Origin of the sequence: Mucilaginibacter sp. PAMB04274, from assembly GCF_039634385.2 — a bacterium.
Lineage (GTDB): Bacteria > Bacteroidota > Bacteroidia > Sphingobacteriales > Sphingobacteriaceae > Mucilaginibacter.
Map to the genome: position 1 here is coordinate 3,965,925 of NZ_CP155081.2, position 21,550 is coordinate 3,987,474.

Here is a 21,550-nt window from a genome sequence, read left to right on the forward strand (position 1 = left end):
TCTTTGCGCCAGCTATTAAAACACCTCTTTAATATGCTTGTAATTGGCTTTAATAGTGTCCCAAACTTCGCCAGCCTGACCGTTAAGCATTAGTTTTGACATAGCCAGGGTCATTCCTTTTACTTGTCCAAACTCTACACGAGGCGGCATGGCCAGAGCATTAGGATCAGTCATTACGTCTAACAATACAGGGCCGTTAAACATCATGGCTTCGCGCATGGCTTGCTCAACCTGGTCGGGGTCGGTTACTTTTACGCCTTTAATACCCATAGCCTGCGCTACTAATGCAAAATCGGGGTTAACCATATCGGTTTGCCAATCGGGCAAACCAGCTACTTCCATTTCTAATTTCACCATACCCAAAGAGCGGTTGTTGAAAACCACTATTTTAATAGGTAGCTTATACTGTGTAATGGTGGCCAAATCGCCCAGTAGCATAGAGATACCACCATCGCCGGCCATAGCAATCACCTGCCTGTCGGGGCAAGCCAGCGCTGCACCAATGGCCTGCGGCATGGCATTGGCCATAGAGCCGTGGTTAAAAGAGCCTATCATACTCCGTTTTCCGGTAGCGTGGATATGACGGGCTCCCCACACGCAGCACATGCCGGTATCTACTGTAAAAATAGCATTGTGGTTAGCCAGCCTGTCCAGCACATCGGCCACAAACTCCGGGTGAATGTTATTAACCGATCCTTTATCATCTATGTAAGTACGAAGATTATCTTTTACATGCGCATAAAGCTTAAGTTGCTCCTGCAAAAAGCTATCGTTGGTTTTTTGTGGTATGAGTGGCAACAGCGCTTGGAGCGTATCTTCAATCTTACCGCATAAGCCTACATCCACCTTGGCGCGGCGGCCAATGCGTTCGGGTTTAATATCCACCTGTACAATCTTACACTCCTTAGGCATGAACTGCTCATACGGAAAATCGGTACCCAGCAGTATCAGCAAGTCAGACTCGTGCATGGCATGATATGCCGACGGTAAGCCCAATAAACCAGTCATCCCTATCTCGTTAGGGTTATCATACTGCACAAACATCTTACCGCGGAACGAATAGCCTACGGGTGCATTTATACGTTTAGATAACTCCACCACCTCATCATGCGCGTTAGCACAGCCAATGCCACAAAATATAGTGATCTTTTCGTGTTCGTTAATCAATGCCGCCAGGTTGTTTAAATCACGGTCGGTTGGGCGTATCACCGGGTTGGTATGGTAATTCTTTAAGGCTGATGGCGTTTCTGTGGCTTCCATTTCGGTTACATCACCGGGCAAGCCTATTACCGATACCCCCTTTTTAGTAATAGCGTGTTGTATACCGGCCTGCAGCATACGCGGCAGTTGTGCCGGGGTGGTGGCTACCTGGTTGTAATAGCTGCAATCATCAAACAATTTTATGGTATTGGTTTCCTGAAAGTATTCGGTACCGTACTGGTGCGACGGACAGGTAGAAGCTAAAGCAATAACCGGCGCGCCCGACCGGTGCGCATCGTACAAACCATTCACTAAATGCACGTGGCCCGGGCCGCTACTGCCTGCACAACAGGCAATACCTAACAGTTCGGCCTCGGCGGCGGCGGCGTAGGCCCCCGCTTCCTCATGGCGCATGTGTATCCATTGCATGCGGTTATCGCTACGCCTTACGGCATCATTTACATGATTTAAACTATCGCCGGTTACGGCATATATTCTTTTTACACCGGCGGCTATTAACATCTCCACCACTTGCTCTGCTACTTTTTGGGCCATACTTCAGGGTATTTAATTACTTAAGATAACCTGATTGCCTTTACCGGGTTTTTTAATTTTACATAAAGCGCTATCTTTATTACAAATGGCTGAAGAAATTAAAAACATTCAACTGAAGTTTAGCTGTAACGCCAATTGGGAAGCTATGCCCGAAACCGAAGGTGGCCGGCAGTGCGATAAATGTCAAAAGAAGGTTCATGACTTTACCAACAGCAAAGCTGAAGAATTTGAACGAATTTTGGCAGAGAATAATTACAGCATATGTGGACGTTTCAGTAAGACACAGGTAACATCAGCACCCGATAGAATTTCTATGTGGAAGAAATGGGCTTCGGCTGCTATGCTATTGATAGGGTTTAACTTAGCAGCATGCCAAGACAGGGAGCGAAAAGCAACTGTTTTAACAGGTACCCCATTAATTCCGCTCGATACTGCTGAGCAAAAAGATGTTAAAGGAGAAGTATCACCGGATGTCATTAAACAACTTGCCTCATCATGCAAAAAAGTAAAAATTTCGCCGAATGATGTTTTTACATCAGTAGAAGTTGTACCTGTGTTTCCGGGTGGAGAAAAAAAGTTTATGGCTTTTATGAATAAACATTTAAAGTCAGGTAAAACTGTAAAAAGGAGCCGGGTACATATAGCCTTTATCATAGAAAAAGACGGCTCGCTAAGTAACATTAAACCTGTTGGCCCGAGTACAGACCCGGCCGCTTTAAAGGAAGCCATTAGAGTGCTTAAACTTTCACCCAGATGGATACCAGGTAAGCAAAACAACGAACCTGTAAGGGTGCAGTATGTTGTACCGGTTATTTTCAACTAAAATCCAGGTCTCCGCCTTTAATCGATTTTGCAAATCCTGTTTATTCGTCGGTAGAACGTATATCCCTTTTTAACCGTGGATATTAACATCTCCACTATTGCTCTGCCGCTTTTTGTCCTATCTCTCAGGAATTTTGTTGTTATATACACCGATTGCCTTTAAGGTTTTATAATTTTGAATTAAGCGTTATCTTTATTCAAATGGCTAACGAAATTAAAAACGTTCAATTGCAGTTTCGCTGTAATGCAAATTGGGAAGCTATGCCCGAAACCGAAGGTGGCCGGCAGTGCGATAAGTGTCAAAAAAAAGTTCATGACTTTACCAACAGTAAAGCTGAAGAGTTTGAGCGAATTTTGGCAGAAAACAATTATAATATTTGCGGCAGGTTTAAATTAGAACAATTAGCACCGCCAAGTTTGCCGCTATGGAAAAAATGGCTATCGGCTGCTATGGTGCTTATTGGTTTCAATTGGTTTGCAAGCAAAGCGCATGCACAAAATGTAAAAGCGACATCCGTTAAGGATACAACAAGAAGCAGTAGCAAAGCCACTGTCTCAAGCACGTTGAATGGTACATCTTCCGGTAAGTTTCCCGATGGGATATTTGGTTCTTTTGAAATCTTACCTAAACCTCCTGCAAATTTTCAAGACTTTTTAGATAAAAATCTGGATAAGAAAAAGGCATTAACGCCAGGCAGGCTAGTCTTAACCTTTGTTATTGAAACAGATGGTTCTTTAAGCGACATCCATGCCATCGGAAAATACCAAGACGAGGGCGCCGTTAATGAAGCAATAAGAATTTTCAAACTATCGCCCAAATGGACGCCCGGTCAAATACTTGATAAAGTGGTAAGAGTTCAGTATACCGTGCCTATTTTTTTCAACTAAAATGCAAATTCTCCGCCTTTAACCGCTTTTGCAAGTCTTGCTTGTAATTGCGGCCTATTGGCAATTCATGCCCGCTTACTTCTACTACGGTAGCGTAAAAGGAATCAATCTTTGAAATTGCCACGATAAACGAACGGTGAATACGCACAAATCGCCGCTCGGGCAGCATCTCCTCCAGAAAGCTGATCTTTTGCTTGCTAATGTATACTTGCGAGGCCGTAACCACCTTCACATAATCGCGCAGGCTCTCAATCCACAAGATATCGTTGATGTTGAGCTTTATGGTTTTACGTTCTACTTTGAGGTACAGATAAGCCTCGGTGTCGCCAACCGGAACTTCATGCGACAGCACGGCAGCCTGTTTATGGTGCTCATTGAGTTGATAAATCTTATCCATGGCCCGTAAAAAGCGGTCGAACGAAATCGGCTTTAGCAGATAATCAACCGCATTCAATTCAAAGCCTTCCAATGCAAACCCGCTGTAAGCTGTAGTGAAAATTACCTTCGGCGGGTTCTTCAGGCTCCGCAAAAAATCATTGCCGTTAATCCCCGGCATCTTAATATCCAGAAACATCAGGTCTACTGGTTTTTGCTGTATAATCTGGAACGCCTGTATTGCGCTGTTACAGCGACCAGCAATTTCCATCTGGTCAAAATTGCCCAGGTAATTTTCAATCACCTCAATGGCGTGTGGTTCATCGTCAACAATAAGGGTGCGTATTTTCATGCTAAGGTTAGGTTAGGTACAGGTTGGTTTTGCGAAATAATGGTAAGTTCTAATACAATCAGAAATGTATCTTCATCATCCATTATTTTGAGCTGATAGGCAGATGGATATAGTAGTTCAAGGCGCTTCCGAACATTCTGCAGACCTATGTTGCCATGATGCACATCTGCATCCGCAGGCATTGTTTCGGGCTTGCTATTGGCTACTTTAAGTTTAAGCTGTTCATTGGTAACCTGAAGATCAATATTTACCCAGGCCTCACCTACTGTATTACTGGCGCCGTGTTTAAAAGCGTTTTCAATAAAAGTGAGCATAATGAGCGGTGCAGTCAACTTATTTTCCAAATTACCACTTATCGTAAAATTCAGATCTATGCGCTCTTCATAACGGATCTTTTCCAAACTGATGTACTGCTGCAGCATCAACACCTCTTTTTGCAGACTTACGTAAGGTGTGTTACACTCATACAGCATATACCGCAGCATATCTGAAAGACCCAGCACCACCTGCGATGCTTTAGATGAGTTGGTAAGTGTAAGTGCGTATAAATTATTAAGGGTATTAAATAGAAAATGAGGGTGTATTTGTCCTTTAAGTGCCCTTAACTCGGCCTGTAATGCTGCCTGCTTGCGCTCGTACCACATCCGGAAGAGCTTAATACCCAAGGCCGCCCACACCACAAAATGCATCATTTTAAATGCGTTTATAAAAAGCACCTCATCAGTTATTTTTTGCAAGAAGGTGCGTTTATAAATACTATCTACAAACTCCTGCTCAATGTTTGGAAATTGCTGAATAATGTAAGGACTGGCTATGAAGATATCTACCAACCGGCTACAGATGATAACAGAAAACATAAGAACCAATAACCTGAGTGCAAAACCTACGTACTTACCTCTGTACAGATATTTAGGTAGCAGGAAATAAGCCAGCACGTAAAAATAAGTCATGTGAATAGGCGCATAGAAAAGATTATTGCGAAAGGAAACCCAAAATGTGGTTTTGACGGCGTACATACCAGCAAACAGCCAAAATATAACTGTCCAGAAAATTACATGCTGTGCTACTCTGTTAATTCGCAGTTGTCCTATAGTTATAACCGTGCTGCTTTCCATTCTACTAATTTACTCTAAGTCAACAAAATCAGCCAATGTTTATGTTAAATGTAGACTAAAAACCCCCTTTCATCGACCAACAACAGATGATTTGGTGCAAACGCATGCTTAATGCACACCAACTGTGTTTGGCTGTTAAAACGCACGGTTTAACAGTTAACTCATGTTGTGTAACTACTGCTGTTTTAAAGAACAGGAAGTCAGGATAAATTTGGTTAACAATTAAAGCACCATGAAAAAGATATTTTTAACCTTAATCCTTATCACCGTTTACTTTTTGAAAAGTTATGCACAAACAAATCACGCCACCTGGGTAATTGAAAGCGAAAGCCCTAAAGCCAAAATGCAAACCGTAAAGTTTTATGACGATAACTCGCAGATTATTTATACCGAAACTATAAACGCACGGCTTAACATCAGTAAAAAGAAGGTACAAAAAGCATTGAACCAAATTTTAGACAGCCTGCTTACCCAACAATACTATCGGGAAAATAAAAGTGTATTGGCGGCTTCATTTAAGCTGAAGCCATAAAGATTTTTTGTTTTAATGAACGTAAGCGGTGCTGGCGCGAGGCTGGTACCGCTTTTTTTGTGAAGTGGTTTTAAATTACATATCAAACACTTACCTTCATTTACCAATTACCAAAAATGAAAATCTTTGCTGCTGCTATTCTATGTTTATGTGCTTGGAGTACAGCTTGTGGACCGCCGCAGGCACAACAGCAACAGGCCATACCCAAACCTAAGCCAGACGCACAAACCGTACGAATTGATGAACCGGTTTGTGGACCATCCAGACAGATAATTTTAAAAGGCGGCATTTATAACTATGCCGAAATTTTTCCGGTATTTCCGGGCGGGGATAAAGGTTTTAAGGATTATATCACTAAAAATATCCGCACTATTAAAGGAGTTCAGTGTCGGGTTGTTGCCTGTGTGGTTATAGAAAAGAATGGCTCCGTGTCTAACATCAAGATAATAAGAAGCTGTACTGCTAAAACCGACAGGGAAGCTATCAGACTGCTTAAACATTCACCACGTTGGATACCGGGTAAACAGAAAGGAAAACCAGTTAGAGTACAGTATTATTTACCTATTTTATTTTCTTAAAGCGTCACAGCCGGTTCAACCCAGTTGCCATCCTCCTGGATGATGCCAATCAGTTCGTCTAATGCGCTGGCGGTGTTTACATTCTTTTTCACTACCTCCTTACCACGGTATAAGGTGATTTTACCCGGCCCGGCGCCTACATAGCCATAATCAGCATCGGCCATTTCGCCGGGGCCGTTTACAATACAGCCCATGATGCCAATTTTTAGTCCTTTGAGGTGACTGGTGCGGCTGCGGATCATTTGGGTGGTTTCCTGCAAATCGAACAGTGTGCGACCGCAGCTTGGGCAGCTGATGTATTCGGTTTTGGATATGCGCGAACGGGTGGCCTGCAAAATGCCAAACGCTGTTGAGGTAATTACCGCAGGCAGCATACCGGGTGCATCAATCCAAACCCCGTCGCCAAAGCCATCAACCAGCAAAGCGCCCATATCGGTAGCGGCATAAAGTTGCAATTCAGTTACCGGATCAGTTGGGTGGGTAGCAGAAATTAAAACTTTGGAGTTATCAGCATTAACTATAGACGATGTACCGGTATTTGGTGCTATGTTTAGTTGCTCTGCTCCCTGTTCGTGGCTCTCTGCGCCAAACCCGTAGCTTCTTTTAATAATAACCGGCGTGGTTATGCCCGCCGCTGCTAATTTAAAGAAGAAGGAGCGCTGCTCGGCCATGCCGTGCGATGCATCAGTTTCTAAAACCAAAACCAGTCCTTTATCATCATGGGCGAGTTTAATTAACTGGGCGGCATCAAAATCGGCCAGGGCAATCTTCACCAGGTTTAAAGCTGATGAACGGTCTTCGGCTGCCAGGTATTCGGCTAACGTAAATACCGGGTGGCAATTCTTTTTATGTGTTAAGGTTTGCCAGGTGGTGTAATTGTATAACTGCTTTAAATTACCCGGAAAAGTAAACGAAGGCAGCTGATTGGCCAGGTAAACAAAATCAACCGACTGATCGGCCATATTATATTTATCCAGCACGGGCGAGTACAGGTAACCGGCATCATTCAATACCGATGGGTCTTTCAGGTTCCTCGTGCTCAAATCCAGCACCACACGTGGTACCATATGCCCGCCAATAAAGGCATTAGCCTCATCGGTAACACGCTTTTGATACTCATAAGGGTTGTGCTGAGGAGCGGAGATCGGAGCTACCAGCGGAATGGCAGAAAACACTTGGCTTGTGGATTGTGACTCTTGATTTTTTTCCACGCCCTTTGCGCCCCGCTCTAAATACCGGTTCACTAATGCAATTGCTACAGGCGCTTCAGCTTCAGGTTCTTCGGTGAGGGATACACGTACGGTATCGCCCAGGCCATCTTCCAGCAGGGTACCAATGCCTACCGCCGATTTGATACGGCCATCCTCACCATCGCCGGCTTCAGTTACGCCCAGGTGCAGCGGATAGTTCATGCCTTCAGCCACCATAGTATCAACCAGCAAACGGTAAGCCTGTACCATTACCTGCGGGTTGCTGCTTTTCATACTAATAACCAGGTTATAGTAATTCAAAGCCTCGCACATGCGTATAAATTCCATGGCCGACTCTACCATGCCCTGCGGCGTATCGCCGTACCGGCTCATAATGCGGTCGCTCAGCGAGCCGTGGTTGGTGCCGATGCGCATGGCGGTACCGTACTCTTTGCAGATATTTACAAGCGGGGTAAACTTTTGAAAGATACGGTCCAGTTCGCCCTGGTATTCCAGGTCGGTATATTCCAGTTCGTCAAATTTCTTTTTATCGGCGTAGTTACCAGGATTAACGCGTACTTTCTCTACAATACGGGCAGCCACCTCAGCAGCATTGGGCGTAAAATGGATATCGGCCACCAGCGGCACCGTGTAACCACGCGCACGTAACTGCTTTTTAATCTCGGCTAAATTCTGTGCTTCCTTTATACTGGGTGCCGTAATACGTACGTACTCACAACCGGCATCAACCATACGAATGGTTTGCTCTACCGTACCTATGGTGTCCATGGTATCGGTAGTGGTCATGCTTTGAATACGGATGGGGTTACTGCCACCCATGGGCACATCGCCAATGGTTACCTCGCGGGTTACAAAACGGGAGTATTGGGTTAATGAGTTACAATAACGGCCAGGCAGCACTTTTACAGCATCAGCATTCATCATATGCACAGAGAGATAACTTTGATTATAAATACAAAGTTAAGCATTATCCGCTTATGCTTGTTTCAAGAGAATGTTAATTTAAAGCTCGTCCTTCCTGATCACGTACGTCTTAGCCAGCATATCGTGTATGCCCTGCTTGTGCTGCATAAAAAGCACGCTCCAAAAACCGGCGCCGCAAAACAAAAAAGAAAATATTTTAGCAGCGCTTCTAATCATTGCTTTTAATGGGTTTATCTTCCTGCCCTCGCCATCCACTATAACTAACCGGCACAGGGCCTGCCCCAAAGTACTGCTTAAAGGCAGTGCACACAACAACAGGTTATAAACAAAAAGTGTGATCAGATAAATACGCTGAACCAGATCCCGCGTATGCGGTTCTTCAATGTTAAAGGTATTGATACTAAACGGAAGGTAATCGGCAAATAACACAAAACCGAAGCCTATCAAAAAGGAAACGATGACATGGTCTATGATAAAGGCAAGCAGGCGTATCCAAAAACTAGCCAGGTTGGTTTCGGTAGCAAAGTAATAACCCTCGTACCGGAAGTATTCTGCGAAATCTAAAATATCACTGGCTTTTTCCCAACTGGTAAAATCAGTACGTACCATATCATTAGGCTCCAGACGACCATCAGTCAGTTCTTCAAACGTAAACGGACCTTTTTCGCCGTCATTATCTTTTACATAAAAATTGTCCATGCAGTACGCTGTGTTTAACAGGCCGGGCAAAAGTAACCTTTTAGTATTGCTTACCCAAACCCTTACGAGCTCATGGCATATACCACAATATTTACGCCGAACTTAGTGTTATCCTCGGCCAAAAAGCGCTTATTCCTGAAATCGTAATCCCACTCGCACCCGTAATCCTTATTACTATACAAAACGGCTATCCGGCCATTTATGGTGATGGCTTTCAGGTAATCATGCACCAGGTCATCTCCCCAGCCATTCAACTCAAATGATGTATTGGGCGGACCTTTTTCGAACGTAAAGAAGGAGCGATACAACTCGTGATTGTTAGGGATCTTTTTTAACGCCTGCGGCCCAAAAAGTGATGCCATTTGCGCCTCAAATGATTTGGCAAAAAGACCATCTATATCATGGTTGCAATCGTCTACAAATACAAAGCCGCCATTTTGAACATACTTTTTAAAATTGGCCCGTTCTTGCGCATCAAACTGTACCAGCTTATGCCCGCTCAAGTAGCTAAACGGCGAGTTAAACACATCCGGGCTGCTTAAGGCCACCACCTTCTCTTTACTATCAATAGGAATGGTAGTGTACTCCAGCAATGAGTTCAATATATTAATGGGCATCCGCTGATCGGTGTCCCAATCGCCTGAATGATAGCTAAAGCGGGTAAAAGTAAACTTGGAATTTAATGACATTGCTGTTAAAACTTTAAAAGTAGAAGAAAATTTTAATGCTCTGACAGATTTTGCTTACCGTGTTTGTAATTTTTTAAATACTTAATTTAATTTTTCGCAAAATCTAATGCCTTTTAATCCAAATCACAATATATTGTGATGCGAAACTGAACAACACCTTTATAAATTAAAGGGCGCTATAAAATAAGAGCTTTGGAACTAACAGAAACCCACGTAAAATCGCTGCTGGCTAAGCTTCCGCAGCTAAAAACTGAAATACAAAAGGTGATAGTAGGCCAGGAACACATTCTGGATGAACTTCTGGTAGCATTTTTGGCCGGTGGGCACTGCCTGCTGGAAGGTGTACCCGGGCTGGCTAAAACCTTACTGGTTAAAACCATGTCGCAGGCTTTGCACCTGTCATTCCGCCGTATACAGTTTACACCCGATTTAATGCCTACCGATATTGTAGGCACCGAAATACTGGAGGAAGACCACGTAACCGGCAAGCGCTTTTTTAAATTTAATAAAGGCCCCTTGTTTGCCAACATTATACTGGCCGACGAGATAAACCGCACGCCGCCCAAAACGCAGTCGGCTTTGCTGGAAGCCATGCAGGAGTTTGAAGTTACTTACGGTGGGCAAACTTACCCGCTCGATAAGCCTTTTTTCATCCTGGCTACCCAAAATCCTATTGAGCAAGCGGGCACCTACCCCCTGCCCGAGGCGCAGTTAGACCGCTTTTTACTACTGGTACAAATTGGCTACCCTACCGCTGAAGAAGAGTTCGCCATATTAAACCGCACTACCGGCACCACCAAAGCCACCATTAACCCGGTTATTAGCGCTGAAGAGATACAGCAGGCCCAGGCCCTGGTGCGCCAGGTAAGCATTAGCGAAGAACTGGTGCGCTATGTAAGTGAGCTTATACGTGCTACCCGGCCCGATACCTCTACCCTGCCTTATGTAAAAGAGTGGGTACGCTGGGGCGCTGGGCCGCGTGCGGGGCAGGCGTTAATATTAACCGCTAAAGCGCGTGCATTGCTCAAAGGCCGCTATGCCGTGTTATTGGAAGACATACACGCCATGGCTACTCCTGTGCTACGCCACCGCGTACTTATGAACTTTAAAGCCGAAGCTGAAGGAATTACCTCAGACAAAGCCACCGCTGAATTGATTAAATTAATAGAAAGACCACGGGTTTAGTAATAAGAATTAAGGTTATGCAACCGCAATAATCCGAACATCCGAAATAAAATCATGCTCGACCCGAAAGTACTCATGACGATCAAGAACCTGCCTTTGCTGGCTAAAACGGTGATTGATGGATTTATGAACGGCTTTAACAAAAGTACCGTTAAGGGGCCCGGACTGGAGTTTAGCCAATACCGCAGCTACCAGCCCGGCGATGATTTGCGCTGGCTTGACTGGCGCATGTATGCCCGCAGCGACCGGTACTATATTCGTGAGTCAGAAATTGAGACCAGCATTTCAGTACGTTTTTTGATTGATGCCAGTGCTTCCATGAACCATCATGATGGCACGCTAACTAAAATAGAGTATGCCCGTTTCCTGGCAGCGTCACTGGCTTATTTGGCCAATTTACAAGGAGATGCAGTGGGCTTGTATGTTTTTAAAGAAGGTGGCCTGTTTTCACTGGCCTCGCGGCCCGATCCGCAACATTTACAGCGGTTATATCACCAGTTAGAGAACTTAAAGCCGGCCGGTAGTTTTACTCAACCCGTACATTATAAAGAATTATTTGCCGGTACAGGCCGAAAAGAACTACTGGTATTTATTACCGACATGTACCAGCCCGAGGGCGAGATCATGAAATTATTAGATTCACTCGCGGCGCTCAGGCACGAGATCATTGTATTTCAATTAATGGGGCAAAACGAACTGGATTTTGACTTTAAGGGCTATTCCGCTTTAGAAGATCTGGAAACGGGCGAAGTGATACAGGTAGGGCCACAGGCCAGGCAGCAATACCAGCAAGCCTTACAGGCCCACCTCGAAAACATACGCATGCAATTACTCGGCAAACACATTGTACACCGTATGCTCAGCACAGCCCAACCTCTTGATGTTGCTTTGCGTGACTTCTTAGTGCAGCGGAACAAAGGGTAAACCGGCCGCGCCACACCGGACGGAACGGAGATAAAAGAGATAGAAAACGATGACAATATACATCAATAACGCAATGCAAATCAAGAGTCGTCTTTTCGGGAGAAGATTATTGGTACTGTAAAATATTGCGACGGCGCTCATAAGTGTTACGTCTTTTAAAAACGAGCTACATGTTTCAATTTTTGAATCCCATATGGTTTTTCAGTGCTGCCGCAATAGCAATTCCGGTACTCATACACCTGTGGAATATACGGCCGGGCAAAGTGCTCAAAGTGGGCAGCATATCGCTTATTAATGCTGCCTCACGTAAAAGCAGCCGGAGTTTTAAATTGCTGGATGTAACACTATTTATTTTGCGCTGCCTCTTACTGTTATTGATAGCATTATTACTGGCCATGCCGGTATGGCAAAAAAAAGTGCAAGCGGTTAAAGTAAAAGGCTGGCTACTGGTACCCAAAGAAAACCTTACCGAAACTTACAAAAAATTTAAGCGTACTATTGACTCGCTTAACCGTGCAGGTTACGAGTTTCATTATTTTAATACGGGCTTTGCAAAATCTAACCTTAAACAGATACTGCTGCACCCAAAAGATTCTATTCTTGCCTCGCCACCCGCCGCCGCCGCTCCGCTTGCCAACTACTGGAGCCTGTTCAAACAACTTAATAACCGCGTAAGTTCACCATTGCCCGTTTTTGTGTTCACACCTAACCAGGCCAAATACTTTAGGGGTAACAAGCCAGAGATAGCGCTTAATTTGCATTGGCAAACCTACACCCCGGCCGATTCAGCAAGCAGCTGGATACAGGATGCATGGTTTACCAACGCCGGCGATATAAGGGTTATACAGGGCAACAGTACACCATTGGGCACTGCCTATACCTATAGCACAGTAAGCGCAACGCGAAGCAATCCGGCGTTCAGCATACAAACCGCCGGAGACAATGCGCAGGTGAAGCCTGCTAATAACAACCAAGCGCCGTTTAATATTGATACCACCACTCATCGGCTCCTCATTTATGCCGATAACAGTACGGATGCCGCCTACCTAAAAGCAGCCTTACAAGCGGTAAGCAGCTTTACACAGCGTAAAACTGTATTGAGGATAATTACTAACCCGGGTCAGATCTCTCCACAAACGCAGTGGCTCTTCTGGCTGTCGGACAAGACGCTTAACCATCGGGCAATAAAAAGCTGCAATCACATCTTTGCTTACCAAAAAGGCAAGATTTTAAATGTAAACACTTTAATGAGTAACGCGGGCTACTTTTCAACCGCGCTGCCTGATGAAGGTAAAGTGCAGTTATTTAAAGCCGTGAGCGGAGATAGTCCAGACCCTAGTATATGGCGGGATGGTTTTGGTAAACCCATATTATCTGCACAGCAGTACGGTAAAACCAGCATCTATCGCTTTTACAGCCGTTTCAACCCGGCCTGGAATAACTTGGTTTGGAGCAATGCCTTCCCCACATGGTTACTTCAATTAATGCAGGCAAGCCACCAGGCAAACCAGCCCAATTCAGATAAAAGAATATTAAGCCGCCAGCAATATATGCCGGTTATCACTTCAGCAACGCACACCATCGCAGCTGGTAAGCCGGCTGAAAACAAAAGCCTCGGCCGCTATTTCTGGCTGGCGCTGGTTATAGTATTTGCTGCCGAACGCTGGCTGGCCCATCGCACACCTCAAACTCATAACGCCTAAATGGAACAGGCCGCATTACATAAAATAAAGCAATTAAAGCAGCGCTACGTTGGCTATCAGTTACTGGCCGATGCCTTGCTGGCTACAGGCTGCGCCTTTTTAATAGCCAGCATTTTGTATCGCCCATTGCAAGCACGTGCTGTGGGGTGTGGCATAGTATCCTTCATGGTTGTTATGGGCATACTGGCAACCATCCGCCGGCCATGGAATACCACCCTGGCTACTCTTTGCCGTTATTTGAATGTTACTTACCCGCAGCTGGAAGAAAGCAGTGCGCTGGTGATTAAACCAGCCGCGGAATTAAATTTGCTTGAGAGCCTGCAACGCTCCAAAGTGGAACAGGAGATTGTGCACCTGCCGGGCCAGCCGCCGCTGGTTATGCATCGGGTAAAAAAAGCTGCAGGATTATTGGCATTAGCCTTAATTTTAAGCGCGGGCATGCTTTGGTTGGGTAAGCACTGGCCGGCAGCAAAAGGAGGTTACTACTTTGGCGACAGCAAACAGACTGTTCGAAACACTGCGCCGCCAGAAAAGGTACTGCCGCAAATCGATGGTGTAGCGTTAAAAATAATGCCGCCCGCATATACCGGCAAGCCAGCACGCCAGCAGGATAAATTTACCATTATTGCCGAAGAAGGCGCAATAGTAACCTGGCACATCAGCACTAACATTGCCGTTAAAAGCGTAACGCTCCTGTTCAATGAACATGAAAAGCTGGCATTAACGCACCAAAAGTCCACTGAATGGACGGCACAACGCCTGCTCAGCAAACCTGGTTTTTACCAGGTAAGTATTAATGGCAAACTATCCGACCTTTATCAAATACAGGTGGTAAAGGATGAATTACCGGCCATTCACATTAAATCGCCCCGGCAATATACCCATATTGATGCTGGCGAGCTTCCCCGTGTTATTATCAATGCCAATTTAAGTGATGATTATGGCGTTAACAGTGCTCAGATTTTTGCTACAGTGGCTAAAGGCAGCGGCGAGTCTGTAAAGTTTAAGGATACGGTTTTCAGCTTCAATACATCGTTCGGAAAGCACAGCCGGCAATACAATCTGCAACGCACTATTGATTTACCAAAGCTGAACATGGAACCCGGTGATGAACTTTACTTTTACGTGCAGGCACAGGATACACATCAGCAAAAAAACCGCACGGATGTGCTCATTGTATCCATACAGGACACAGCACAACTACTCAGCATGGACGGATTGGTGGCAGCTGCAAACATAAAACCCGAATATTTCAGAAGCCAGCGGCAAATTATTCTGGACACCGAAAAGTTATTGAAGGAAAAAGACAGCATTGGCGTAACCACATTTAAAAACCGTTGTAATGATTTAGGCACCGATCAAAAAATGCTGCGCCTGCGCTATGGCAAATTTTTAGGAGATGAAGAAGAAGGCAGTCATGAAGACAATGAACATGATGAACTTGGCAAAGCAGAAAATTTTGGCAACGCCGCTATGGTGATGGATGCTTACACCGATAAGCATGATAACGCAGAAGATGCCACATTTTTGGAACCTGCCGTAAAAGCGCAATTAAAGGCTACGCTGAACGAAATGTGGAAAGCCGAACTGCGCCTGCGCCTTTACAAACCCCTGGAAGCACTGCCGTTTGAATATAAAGCGTTACGGTTGTTAAAAGACCTGCAGCAAAAATCGCGCTCATTTGTGGCCAAAACCAATTACAACCCGCCTCCGCTTAAACCCGAAAAACGCCTGAGTGGCGACCTCACCAAAATCGGCTCACCAGTTAATCAGCAAAAGTCAAAGCCGGGGACGGATAAATATGAAACACTGAAAAAAGCAGCCGGCATACTGGAGCAGTCTAAACATCGGGCGCTAAGCCTGGCCGATAAACGCATACTGCAACTGGCCGCGCAGCAGTTAGCCGTACGGGCGTCGGCACAACCTGGCATCTACTTAAAAGCGGTTGGCGCATTACGACGTGTTTTAACCAGCAATGTTGTACAGCCGACCGACCGCAGTATGATTGAAAAGGCTATACAAAAAAGTTTACCATCCAGTAAAACTTCACCTTATCCTGCGTCAACCACTGCCGACATGGGTTTGGCTCAACGTTATTATCAAAATTTAAACCGGTAAGCAAGCATGAACTGGATTATATCGGTCAGTATTATTTGTATTGTATTAGCGCTTGTTTTTAGCTGGCAGGAATATCGCCGTACCGACCGCAGGCGTTTATTTTGGCGTTTGTTGGCTGTATGGCTGGCGGTGGCTGCCCTTGGCTGTATAGCTTTACCTGTAACTTACAACGGCACCACACAAACCGCTGCACAAACAACCAATGCTGTGCTTTTAACAGACGGATTTAACACCGATGATATAAATAGTAGCGATTCAGTTTTTACCACCGATGCCAGCATCAAAAAACGTTACAAAAAATCGATTCTACTCGGCAGCTTAGAAGAGTTAAGAAACCACAAACCGGCTTTTACTGGTGTAAGAATTTTAGGTTATGGCCTAACAGCTAATGAGTTAGAATTGTTAAGTAATTCGCCGATTGGTTATCGCCCGCCAAAGCGGCCTGCTGGCCTCCAATCCATAAGCTGGCCAGCCACGTTAAAAACGGGTGAGTCGTTGTTGGTACAAGGCATCTTTCAAAATAATGAAGAGAAACCTGTTAAATTCTTATTCAAAGGTTTGAATACAGTGTTGGATTCTATTATCCTGCCGGCCACTAAAACAACCAGCTTTCAACTTAGCACAGTGCCTAAACCAACGGGGCGGGTTGTTTACCAGTTACTGGCCTTGGCTGGTAACGATACCTTAGCTGTAGAAGATTTGCCCGTTCAGATTGAACCGACTAGCCCGTTAAAAGTGTTAATGCTGAACGCGGCTCCCAACTTTGAAACACGTTTCCTTAAAAACTGGTTGGGCGAAAATGGCTACGCGGTTGCCAGCCGCTCTGTGATTAGTAAAGATAAAATCAGTGAAGAATACACCAACCTTGATAAATTGAACTTACAAAAGCTTTCAGCCGGTGTGTTAGATAGATTTGATGTAGTATTGGGCGATCTCTCTGCCCTAAAATCACTCACTGCTGCAGAAGGAGCACTATTGAAGCAACAGGTAACGCAAAAAGGATTAGGCGTTATTGTTCGGGCCGATAGCTCAGATAAGGCTGCCTCATGGCTGCAACGCGATTTTCCTGTTACCACCGTTGCTGTAAAAGAACAGCCTTTAGTGCAGCTGATTTTACAGGGCCAGACACGTAAAACAGCCAAATTAGGAATTGACGCAGCATACATTAATTATCGTAACAACACCCAAAGCCTGGCAACTGATGCACAACGCCACGAACTGGCTGGCATAGCGCTGGCCGGCGCTGGTAAGGTAATATTAACTACTTTAAATCATACTTATAGCTGGCTGCTGGCTGGCAACAAAACAGATTATGCGGCGCTATGGTCGCTGCTCATTAGTAAATCTGCCCGTAAACTACCACCATTACAAAGCTGGCATATTGCATCGGCATTGCCATCAGAAAACGAACAGGTGAGGCTAGTATTGCAAAGTCCGGTACCGCCCCAAGATGTGATCATCAATGGCCAAAAAATAGCGCCTGAGCAAAGTGCAGCCATCCCTTACGAATGGAATTTCAGTTACTGGCCTCATAAAACAGGTTGGCAGGTGGCAAATTCAGGCAATGGGCCGTCATTTTGGTGGTACAACTATACAAAAACAGGCTGGAGGAGCTTAAATCAGCTTAAAAGAATAGCTGAAACGTCAACATTTGCCGCAGTTCAGCAAAAAAAGGTGGCTGTAACAAAACAAATACAGCAAAAAATAAAAATTGAGGTTCCTAAACTGATTTTTTATTTACTTTTATTAGCGTCTTGTACCTTTTTATGGATCGAGCGTAAATTTATAAGCTAAAAAACTAAACAACTCATACCAACTAATTACTAAAAGGAGGATTAAACCTTGAAACGTAGAAATTTTATTTATCTGTCGGGTGTAGGTGCCGGTGCCTTAATGCTGCCCAACCTGCCATCCTTCGGTAGCCCAATCGATCCGGCTCAGGCACTGGAGCAGGTTGATGTGCGCATTAAAAAAGAACTGGCTGATGTAGCACTCAACACGGCTAAATCTAAAGGTGCCAGCTATGCCGACATTCGCATAGGCCGCTACCTCAACCAGGCTGTTATCACCCGCGAAACCCGCGTACTTAACGTAGCCAACGCCGAATCGTACGGCGTAGGTATACGCGTGTTAGTAAATGGTTGCTGGGGCTTTGCCTGCACCAATACCGTAACTAAAGACGGTGTAGCCAAAACAGCCGAACGTGCCGTTGCCGTGGCTAAGGCTAATGCTAAAATTGGCGGTCCGCCGGTACAACTGGCTCCGCAAAAAGGTTATGGCGAGGTAAGCTGGAAAACCCCAATTGAGAAAAATGCATTCGAGGTTCCTATTAAGGAAAAGGTAGATCTGCTGATGGCTGTAAATGGTGCAGCATTAGCAGGTGGTGCAAGCTTTGTAAATTCGACCATACTGGCTATTAACGAGCAAAAATACTTTGCTTCAACCGATGGCTCTTACATCGACCAGGACATACACCGTTTGTACCCCAACTTTAGCGTTACCAAGATAGACCCAGCTAAGGGTGCTTTTGAAACGCGCGCCGCCTTAAGCTCGCCGGTAGGTATGGGTTATGAGTACTTAACCCCATCGGAAGCTGAAAAAATGCAAGGCGTTGTTACCCGTTACAGAAACCGGTACGATATGCTGGAGGATGTGAAAAACGCCGCCAAAAATGCTACTGAAAAGGTATCAGCAAAATCGGTTGAGCCAGGCAAATACGACCTGGTACTGGATCCATCGCACCTTTGGTTAACCATTCACGAGTCGGTTGCCCACCCTACCGAGTTAGACCGTGTATTGGGTTATGAAGCTAATTATGCAGGCACCAGTTTCCTTTCTTTAGACAAGTTAAAATCGGGCAACTTTAAATTCGGTAGCACTAACATGAATGTTGTAGCCGATAAAAACCAGAAAGGCTCCTTAGGCGCTGTAGGTTATGATGACGAAGGCGTTAAACCTAAACAGTGGGAAATTGTAAAAGACGGCACACTGGTTAATTTCCAGGCCATACGCGATCAGGCACACATGCTGGGTCTAAAAGAATCACAAGGCTGCTGCTACGCTCAAACCTGGGCCGACGTGCAGTTTCAACGCATGCCTAACGTATCGTTAATGCCGGGCAAAACACCGCTTAGCGTGGCCGAAATGATTAAGAAGGTCGAAAAAGGTATCTACATTGTAGGTAACGGTTCATTCTCTATCGATCAGCAACGTTACAACTTCCAGTTTGGCGGCCAGTTGTTCTATGAGATTAAAAACGGGCAGATTGTGGGCATGCTGAACGACGTGGCATACCAGGCTACCAACCAGGAGTTCTGGAACTCACTGGCTGCAGTTTGCGATGAGCGCGATTACCGACTGGGCGGCGCGTTTAACGATGGCAAAGGTCAGCCGAGCCAGTCGAACGCCGTATCGCACGGGTCGTCGACCTCGTTATTTAAAGGAGTAAATGTTATAAACACTAAACGTAGAATCGGATAATCAGCATATGCCAATACTTAGCAAAGAAGAAGCACAGGCTTTATTAAAGAAAGTGCTCAGTTACTCAAAAGCCGATGAATGCGAGATAGGCTTAAACGGTCAGGAAGGCGGCAACATCCGTACCGCATTAAACGCCGTATCAACTGCAGGCGATATCAGCACCCTGGGTTTGGCGGTAAGCTCAACCTTCGGTAAAAAAACCGGAACCGCTACCATCAATGAGTTCGATGACGCCTCATTAGAAAAAGTGGTGCGCCGCTCAGAAGAACTGGCCCAGTTGGCTCCGGAAAACCCGGAGCATATGCCACCTTTGGGCGGCCAAACTTTTGCCGAAGCCAACACCTATAATGCCAAAACTGCAGCCATGACGCCCGAAAGTCGCGCCGAAATGGTTGCAGCCAGTTTAAAAGCATCAAAAGAAGCCGGTTTGGAGGCAGCAGGCTTTTTAGAAAATACTACGGGCTTTTATGCCACCATGAACAACAAAGGCTTGTTTGCCTATAACAAGTCAACCGATGTTACTTTCTCGGTAACCACACGTAATAAAGAAGGAACAGGTTCGGGCTATGCAGCACGCGGTTTTACCGATGTAAGTAAGCTGGACACCTATGCCGCTACTAAGATTGCCACTCAAAAAGCAAATGGCTCCATAGGCGCACGTGCCATTGAACCAGGCAAATACACCGTTATACTGGAACCCACAGCGGCGGTGTACATGATGGAAAACATGTTCCGTTTTGATGCACGCAGTGCTGATGAAGGCCGCAGTTACCTGAGCAAGCGAGGCGGAGGCACTCGTTTAGGCGAAAAACTAATGGACGATAAAGTAAATATCTATTCTGATCCATTTAACGCCGACCTGCCGGCCAGCACTTGGAGCGGCGAGGGGTTACCTTTAGAAAAAACTTACTGGATACAGAATGGTGTAGTTAAAAACTTAAGCTATTCGCGCTATTGGGCGGAGAAAAAAGGTGTAAAACCAATGCCTGGTCCAAGCAATATTATTATGGACGGCGGCACGGCCACACTGGATGAAATGATAAAAAGTACAGAGCGCGGCATATTAGTATCGCGCTTATGGTACATTCGTATGGTTGACCCGCAGGTACTGGCTCTAACTGGCTTAACCCGCGATGGCACTTTTTATATCGAGAACGGCAAAATTAAGTTCCCTATTAAGAACATGCGCTTTAACGAGAGCCCGATTATCATGTTAAACAACGTAGAAACATTGGGCAAGCCAGAGCGTGCTATCAGTGTAGAAAGTTACCGTAGTTACATGATACCGCCGATGAAGATTCGGGACTTTACGTTTACGTCACTTTCAGACGCGGTGTAATCACGTCTAAAGCCAATGTTATAAGCCGTTCTGCCAGCCAGAACGGCTTTTTCTTTTTAACCTTTTTTAACAAACGCTTCAGCCTTGAAACACTAATTTTAAGCATGCCTAAATTTAGCTTGCTACTATGCGTCGCGCTCTGCCTTGCCGCCTTTTTGAGTTATGGACAACAAGCTGTAAAAGGCAGGGTATTAGAGGATAAGACCCGTGTTGGTTTGGCTGGTATACATGTGCAAAATCTTAATACCAAACAAAGCGCGGTTAGCGATAATAAGGGCAAGTTCATTATTAAAGCTAGCCTAAACGATTTACTCTTGTTTAAAGGCTTCGCCTACCAGAACGACACATTGCTTATTACTAAACTTAATGACTTTGAAGTGTTCCTGCTACCACAGCAACATATGCTTAACGGCGTCGAAGTAAAAACCATGGAAGGACCAAGCCTGATATTTTTAGACCCTTACTTTCATGGGCAAACCACTGCTTACCAAACCGATCGGGCTGGCAACTTCAAAGGCGGGGTAGCCTTTAGGCTCTGGTACTGGAAAAAGGATGAGCGTCGCAAGCAACGGCAGGAACAAATGCTCCGAAATGAAGAGACCAAAACACAGATAGCCAAAGTATTCAGCACCGCCAACGTTTCTAATTACATACCGCTCCGCGGCACCGAATTGGAGGCTTTCGTACGCCGTTATACGCCTGCTGTAAATATCTACCGGGCCAATGATTTTGTATTGGTTAATTACCTGAATAACTGCTATAAGAAGTTCATGCAGTTACATCCATCTCAAAGGCAAATTTTGCCTGATTCAGGCGTTTTTAAGCAGTGATTTTTGCGCGTATATTACTATATTACGCAAT

Annotated in this window: 18 protein-coding genes; 12 read left to right on the forward strand and 6 right to left on the reverse strand. The window is 45.1% G+C overall.

Translation table 11 applies throughout. The features are described 5' to 3' along the window. Positions 1-15 precede the first annotated feature (15 nt). Positions 16-1,755 (reverse strand): thiamine pyrophosphate-dependent enzyme, encoded by a 1,740-nt coding sequence (locus tag ABDD95_RS16665; RefSeq protein ID WP_345948469.1) that lies wholly within the window; start codon positions 1,753-1,755, stop codon positions 16-18. A gap of 85 nt (positions 1,756-1,840) precedes the next feature. Here ABDD95_RS16665 and ABDD95_RS16670 point away from each other — a divergent pair, with 85 nt between their 5' ends. Together ABDD95_RS16670 and ABDD95_RS16675 are read left to right on the forward strand one after the other, a co-directional pair. Beyond that, positions 1,841-2,578, forward strand: coding sequence for an energy transducer TonB (locus ABDD95_RS16670; RefSeq protein WP_345948470.1), 738 nt, complete (start codon positions 1,841-1,843; stop codon positions 2,576-2,578). A 200-nt stretch (positions 2,579-2,778) separates the two neighbouring features. After that, positions 2,779-3,465, forward strand: a complete 687-nt coding sequence (locus ABDD95_RS16675) for a hypothetical protein (protein ID WP_345948471.1) — start codon at positions 2,779-2,781, stop codon at positions 3,463-3,465. Here ABDD95_RS16675 and ABDD95_RS16680 read toward each other — a convergent pair. Both ABDD95_RS16680 and ABDD95_RS16685 read right to left on the reverse strand, forming a co-directional pair. Further along, positions 3,458-4,192 (reverse strand): LytTR family DNA-binding domain-containing protein, encoded by a 735-nt coding sequence (locus ABDD95_RS16680; RefSeq protein ID WP_345948472.1) that lies wholly within the window; start codon positions 4,190-4,192, stop codon positions 3,458-3,460. The genes ABDD95_RS16675 and ABDD95_RS16680 overlap by 8 nt on opposite strands. After that, positions 4,189-5,307, reverse strand: coding sequence for a histidine kinase (locus ABDD95_RS16685; protein WP_345948473.1), 1,119 nt, complete (start codon positions 5,305-5,307; stop codon positions 4,189-4,191). The genes ABDD95_RS16680 and ABDD95_RS16685 overlap by 4 nt, the downstream gene beginning before the upstream one ends. 232 nt (positions 5,308-5,539) lie before the next feature. On the opposite strand from ABDD95_RS16685, the gene ABDD95_RS16690 reads away from it, so the two are divergent. Further along, positions 5,540-5,839: a hypothetical protein gene (locus tag ABDD95_RS16690; protein ID WP_345948474.1), complete on the forward strand. Its 300-nt coding sequence runs from the start codon at positions 5,540-5,542 to the stop codon at positions 5,837-5,839. A gap of 116 nt (positions 5,840-5,955) precedes the next feature. After that, positions 5,956-6,417 (forward strand): energy transducer TonB, encoded by a 462-nt coding sequence (locus ABDD95_RS16695; RefSeq protein ID WP_345948475.1) that lies wholly within the window; start codon positions 5,956-5,958, stop codon positions 6,415-6,417. Here ABDD95_RS16695 and ispG read toward each other — a convergent pair. From ispG to ABDD95_RS16710, 3 genes are all read right to left on the reverse strand, one after another. Beyond that, positions 6,414-8,549 (reverse strand): (E)-4-hydroxy-3-methylbut-2-enyl-diphosphate synthase, encoded by a 2,136-nt coding sequence (gene ispG / locus ABDD95_RS16700; RefSeq protein WP_345952114.1) that lies wholly within the window; start codon positions 8,547-8,549, stop codon positions 6,414-6,416. The genes ABDD95_RS16695 and ispG overlap by 4 nt on opposite strands. A gap of 81 nt (positions 8,550-8,630) precedes the next feature. Continuing rightward, positions 8,631-9,251, reverse strand: a complete 621-nt coding sequence (locus tag ABDD95_RS16705) for an RDD family protein (RefSeq protein WP_345948476.1) — start codon at positions 9,249-9,251, stop codon at positions 8,631-8,633. Positions 9,252-9,313: 62 nt separating this feature from the next. Beyond that, positions 9,314-9,940, reverse strand: a complete 627-nt coding sequence (locus tag ABDD95_RS16710) for a DUF4159 domain-containing protein (RefSeq protein ID WP_345948477.1) — start codon at positions 9,938-9,940, stop codon at positions 9,314-9,316. A 192-nt stretch (positions 9,941-10,132) separates the two neighbouring features. Here ABDD95_RS16710 and ABDD95_RS16715 point away from each other — a divergent pair, with 192 nt between their 5' ends. The 8 genes from ABDD95_RS16715 to ABDD95_RS16750 all read left to right on the forward strand — a co-directional run bounded on the left by ABDD95_RS16715 (position 10,133) and on the right by ABDD95_RS16750 (position 21,519). Further along, positions 10,133-11,125 carry a MoxR family ATPase gene (locus tag ABDD95_RS16715; RefSeq protein ID WP_345948478.1) on the forward strand — a complete coding sequence of 331 codons (993 nt, stop codon included), beginning with the start codon at positions 10,133-10,135 and terminating at the stop codon, positions 11,123-11,125. Positions 11,126-11,179: 54 nt separating this feature from the next. After that, the gene (locus tag ABDD95_RS16720; protein ID WP_345948479.1) at positions 11,180-12,049 is read left to right on the forward strand and encodes a DUF58 domain-containing protein; all 870 of its coding nucleotides are present in this window, start codon (positions 11,180-11,182) and stop codon (positions 12,047-12,049) included. Positions 12,050-12,219: 170 nt separating this feature from the next. Beyond that, positions 12,220-13,752: a BatA domain-containing protein gene (locus ABDD95_RS16725; protein WP_345948480.1), complete on the forward strand. Its 1,533-nt coding sequence runs from the start codon at positions 12,220-12,222 to the stop codon at positions 13,750-13,752. Continuing rightward, positions 13,753-15,870, forward strand: coding sequence for a DUF4175 family protein (locus ABDD95_RS16730; RefSeq protein ID WP_345948481.1), 2,118 nt, complete (start codon positions 13,753-13,755; stop codon positions 15,868-15,870). A 6-nt stretch (positions 15,871-15,876) separates the two neighbouring features. Continuing rightward, positions 15,877-17,664: a hypothetical protein gene (locus ABDD95_RS16735; RefSeq protein ID WP_345948482.1), complete on the forward strand. Its 1,788-nt coding sequence runs from the start codon at positions 15,877-15,879 to the stop codon at positions 17,662-17,664. Between the two features lie 48 nt (positions 17,665-17,712). After that, positions 17,713-19,350: a TldD/PmbA family protein gene (locus ABDD95_RS16740; protein WP_345948483.1), complete on the forward strand. Its 1,638-nt coding sequence runs from the start codon at positions 17,713-17,715 to the stop codon at positions 19,348-19,350. A gap of 7 nt (positions 19,351-19,357) precedes the next feature. Next, positions 19,358-20,689 (forward strand): TldD/PmbA family protein, encoded by a 1,332-nt coding sequence (locus tag ABDD95_RS16745; protein WP_345948484.1) that lies wholly within the window; start codon positions 19,358-19,360, stop codon positions 20,687-20,689. A gap of 104 nt (positions 20,690-20,793) precedes the next feature. Beyond that, positions 20,794-21,519 (forward strand): hypothetical protein, encoded by a 726-nt coding sequence (locus ABDD95_RS16750; protein ID WP_345948485.1) that lies wholly within the window; start codon positions 20,794-20,796, stop codon positions 21,517-21,519. Positions 21,520-21,550 lie beyond the last annotated feature (31 nt).

What these genes read in the sequence shown, in the direction of transcription:
- ABDD95_RS16665 (WP_345948469.1), bottom strand. Translation starts at nt 1,755, where the DNA reads ATGGCCCAAAAAGTAGCAGAGCAAGTGGTGGAGATGTTAATAGCCGCC.
- ABDD95_RS16725 (WP_345948480.1), top strand. Translation starts at nt 12,220, where the DNA reads ATGTTTCAATTTTTGAATCCCATATGGTTTTTCAGTGCTGCCGCAATA.
- ABDD95_RS16750 (WP_345948485.1), top strand. Translation starts at nt 20,794, where the DNA reads ATGCCTAAATTTAGCTTGCTACTATGCGTCGCGCTCTGCCTTGCCGCC.
- ABDD95_RS16675 (WP_345948471.1), top strand. Translation starts at nt 2,779, where the DNA reads ATGGCTAACGAAATTAAAAACGTTCAATTGCAGTTTCGCTGTAATGCA.
- ABDD95_RS16680 (WP_345948472.1), bottom strand. Translation starts at nt 4,192, where the DNA reads ATGAAAATACGCACCCTTATTGTTGACGATGAACCACACGCCATTGAG.
- ABDD95_RS16670 (WP_345948470.1), top strand. Translation starts at nt 1,841, where the DNA reads ATGGCTGAAGAAATTAAAAACATTCAACTGAAGTTTAGCTGTAACGCC.
- ABDD95_RS16710 (WP_345948477.1), bottom strand. Translation starts at nt 9,940, where the DNA reads ATGTCATTAAATTCCAAGTTTACTTTTACCCGCTTTAGCTATCATTCA.
- ispG (WP_345952114.1), bottom strand. Translation starts at nt 8,549, where the DNA reads ATGAATGCTGATGCTGTAAAAGTGCTGCCTGGCCGTTATTGTAACTCA.
- ABDD95_RS16690 (WP_345948474.1), top strand. Translation starts at nt 5,540, where the DNA reads ATGAAAAAGATATTTTTAACCTTAATCCTTATCACCGTTTACTTTTTG.
- ABDD95_RS16735 (WP_345948482.1), top strand. Translation starts at nt 15,877, where the DNA reads ATGAACTGGATTATATCGGTCAGTATTATTTGTATTGTATTAGCGCTT.
- ABDD95_RS16705 (WP_345948476.1), bottom strand. Translation starts at nt 9,251, where the DNA reads ATGGACAATTTTTATGTAAAAGATAATGACGGCGAAAAAGGTCCGTTT.
- ABDD95_RS16745 (WP_345948484.1), top strand. Translation starts at nt 19,358, where the DNA reads ATGCCAATACTTAGCAAAGAAGAAGCACAGGCTTTATTAAAGAAAGTG.
- ABDD95_RS16685 (WP_345948473.1), bottom strand. Translation starts at nt 5,307, where the DNA reads ATGGAAAGCAGCACGGTTATAACTATAGGACAACTGCGAATTAACAGA.
- ABDD95_RS16695 (WP_345948475.1), top strand. Translation starts at nt 5,956, where the DNA reads ATGAAAATCTTTGCTGCTGCTATTCTATGTTTATGTGCTTGGAGTACA.
- ABDD95_RS16730 (WP_345948481.1), top strand. Translation starts at nt 13,753, where the DNA reads ATGGAACAGGCCGCATTACATAAAATAAAGCAATTAAAGCAGCGCTAC.
- ABDD95_RS16720 (WP_345948479.1), top strand. Translation starts at nt 11,180, where the DNA reads ATGCTCGACCCGAAAGTACTCATGACGATCAAGAACCTGCCTTTGCTG.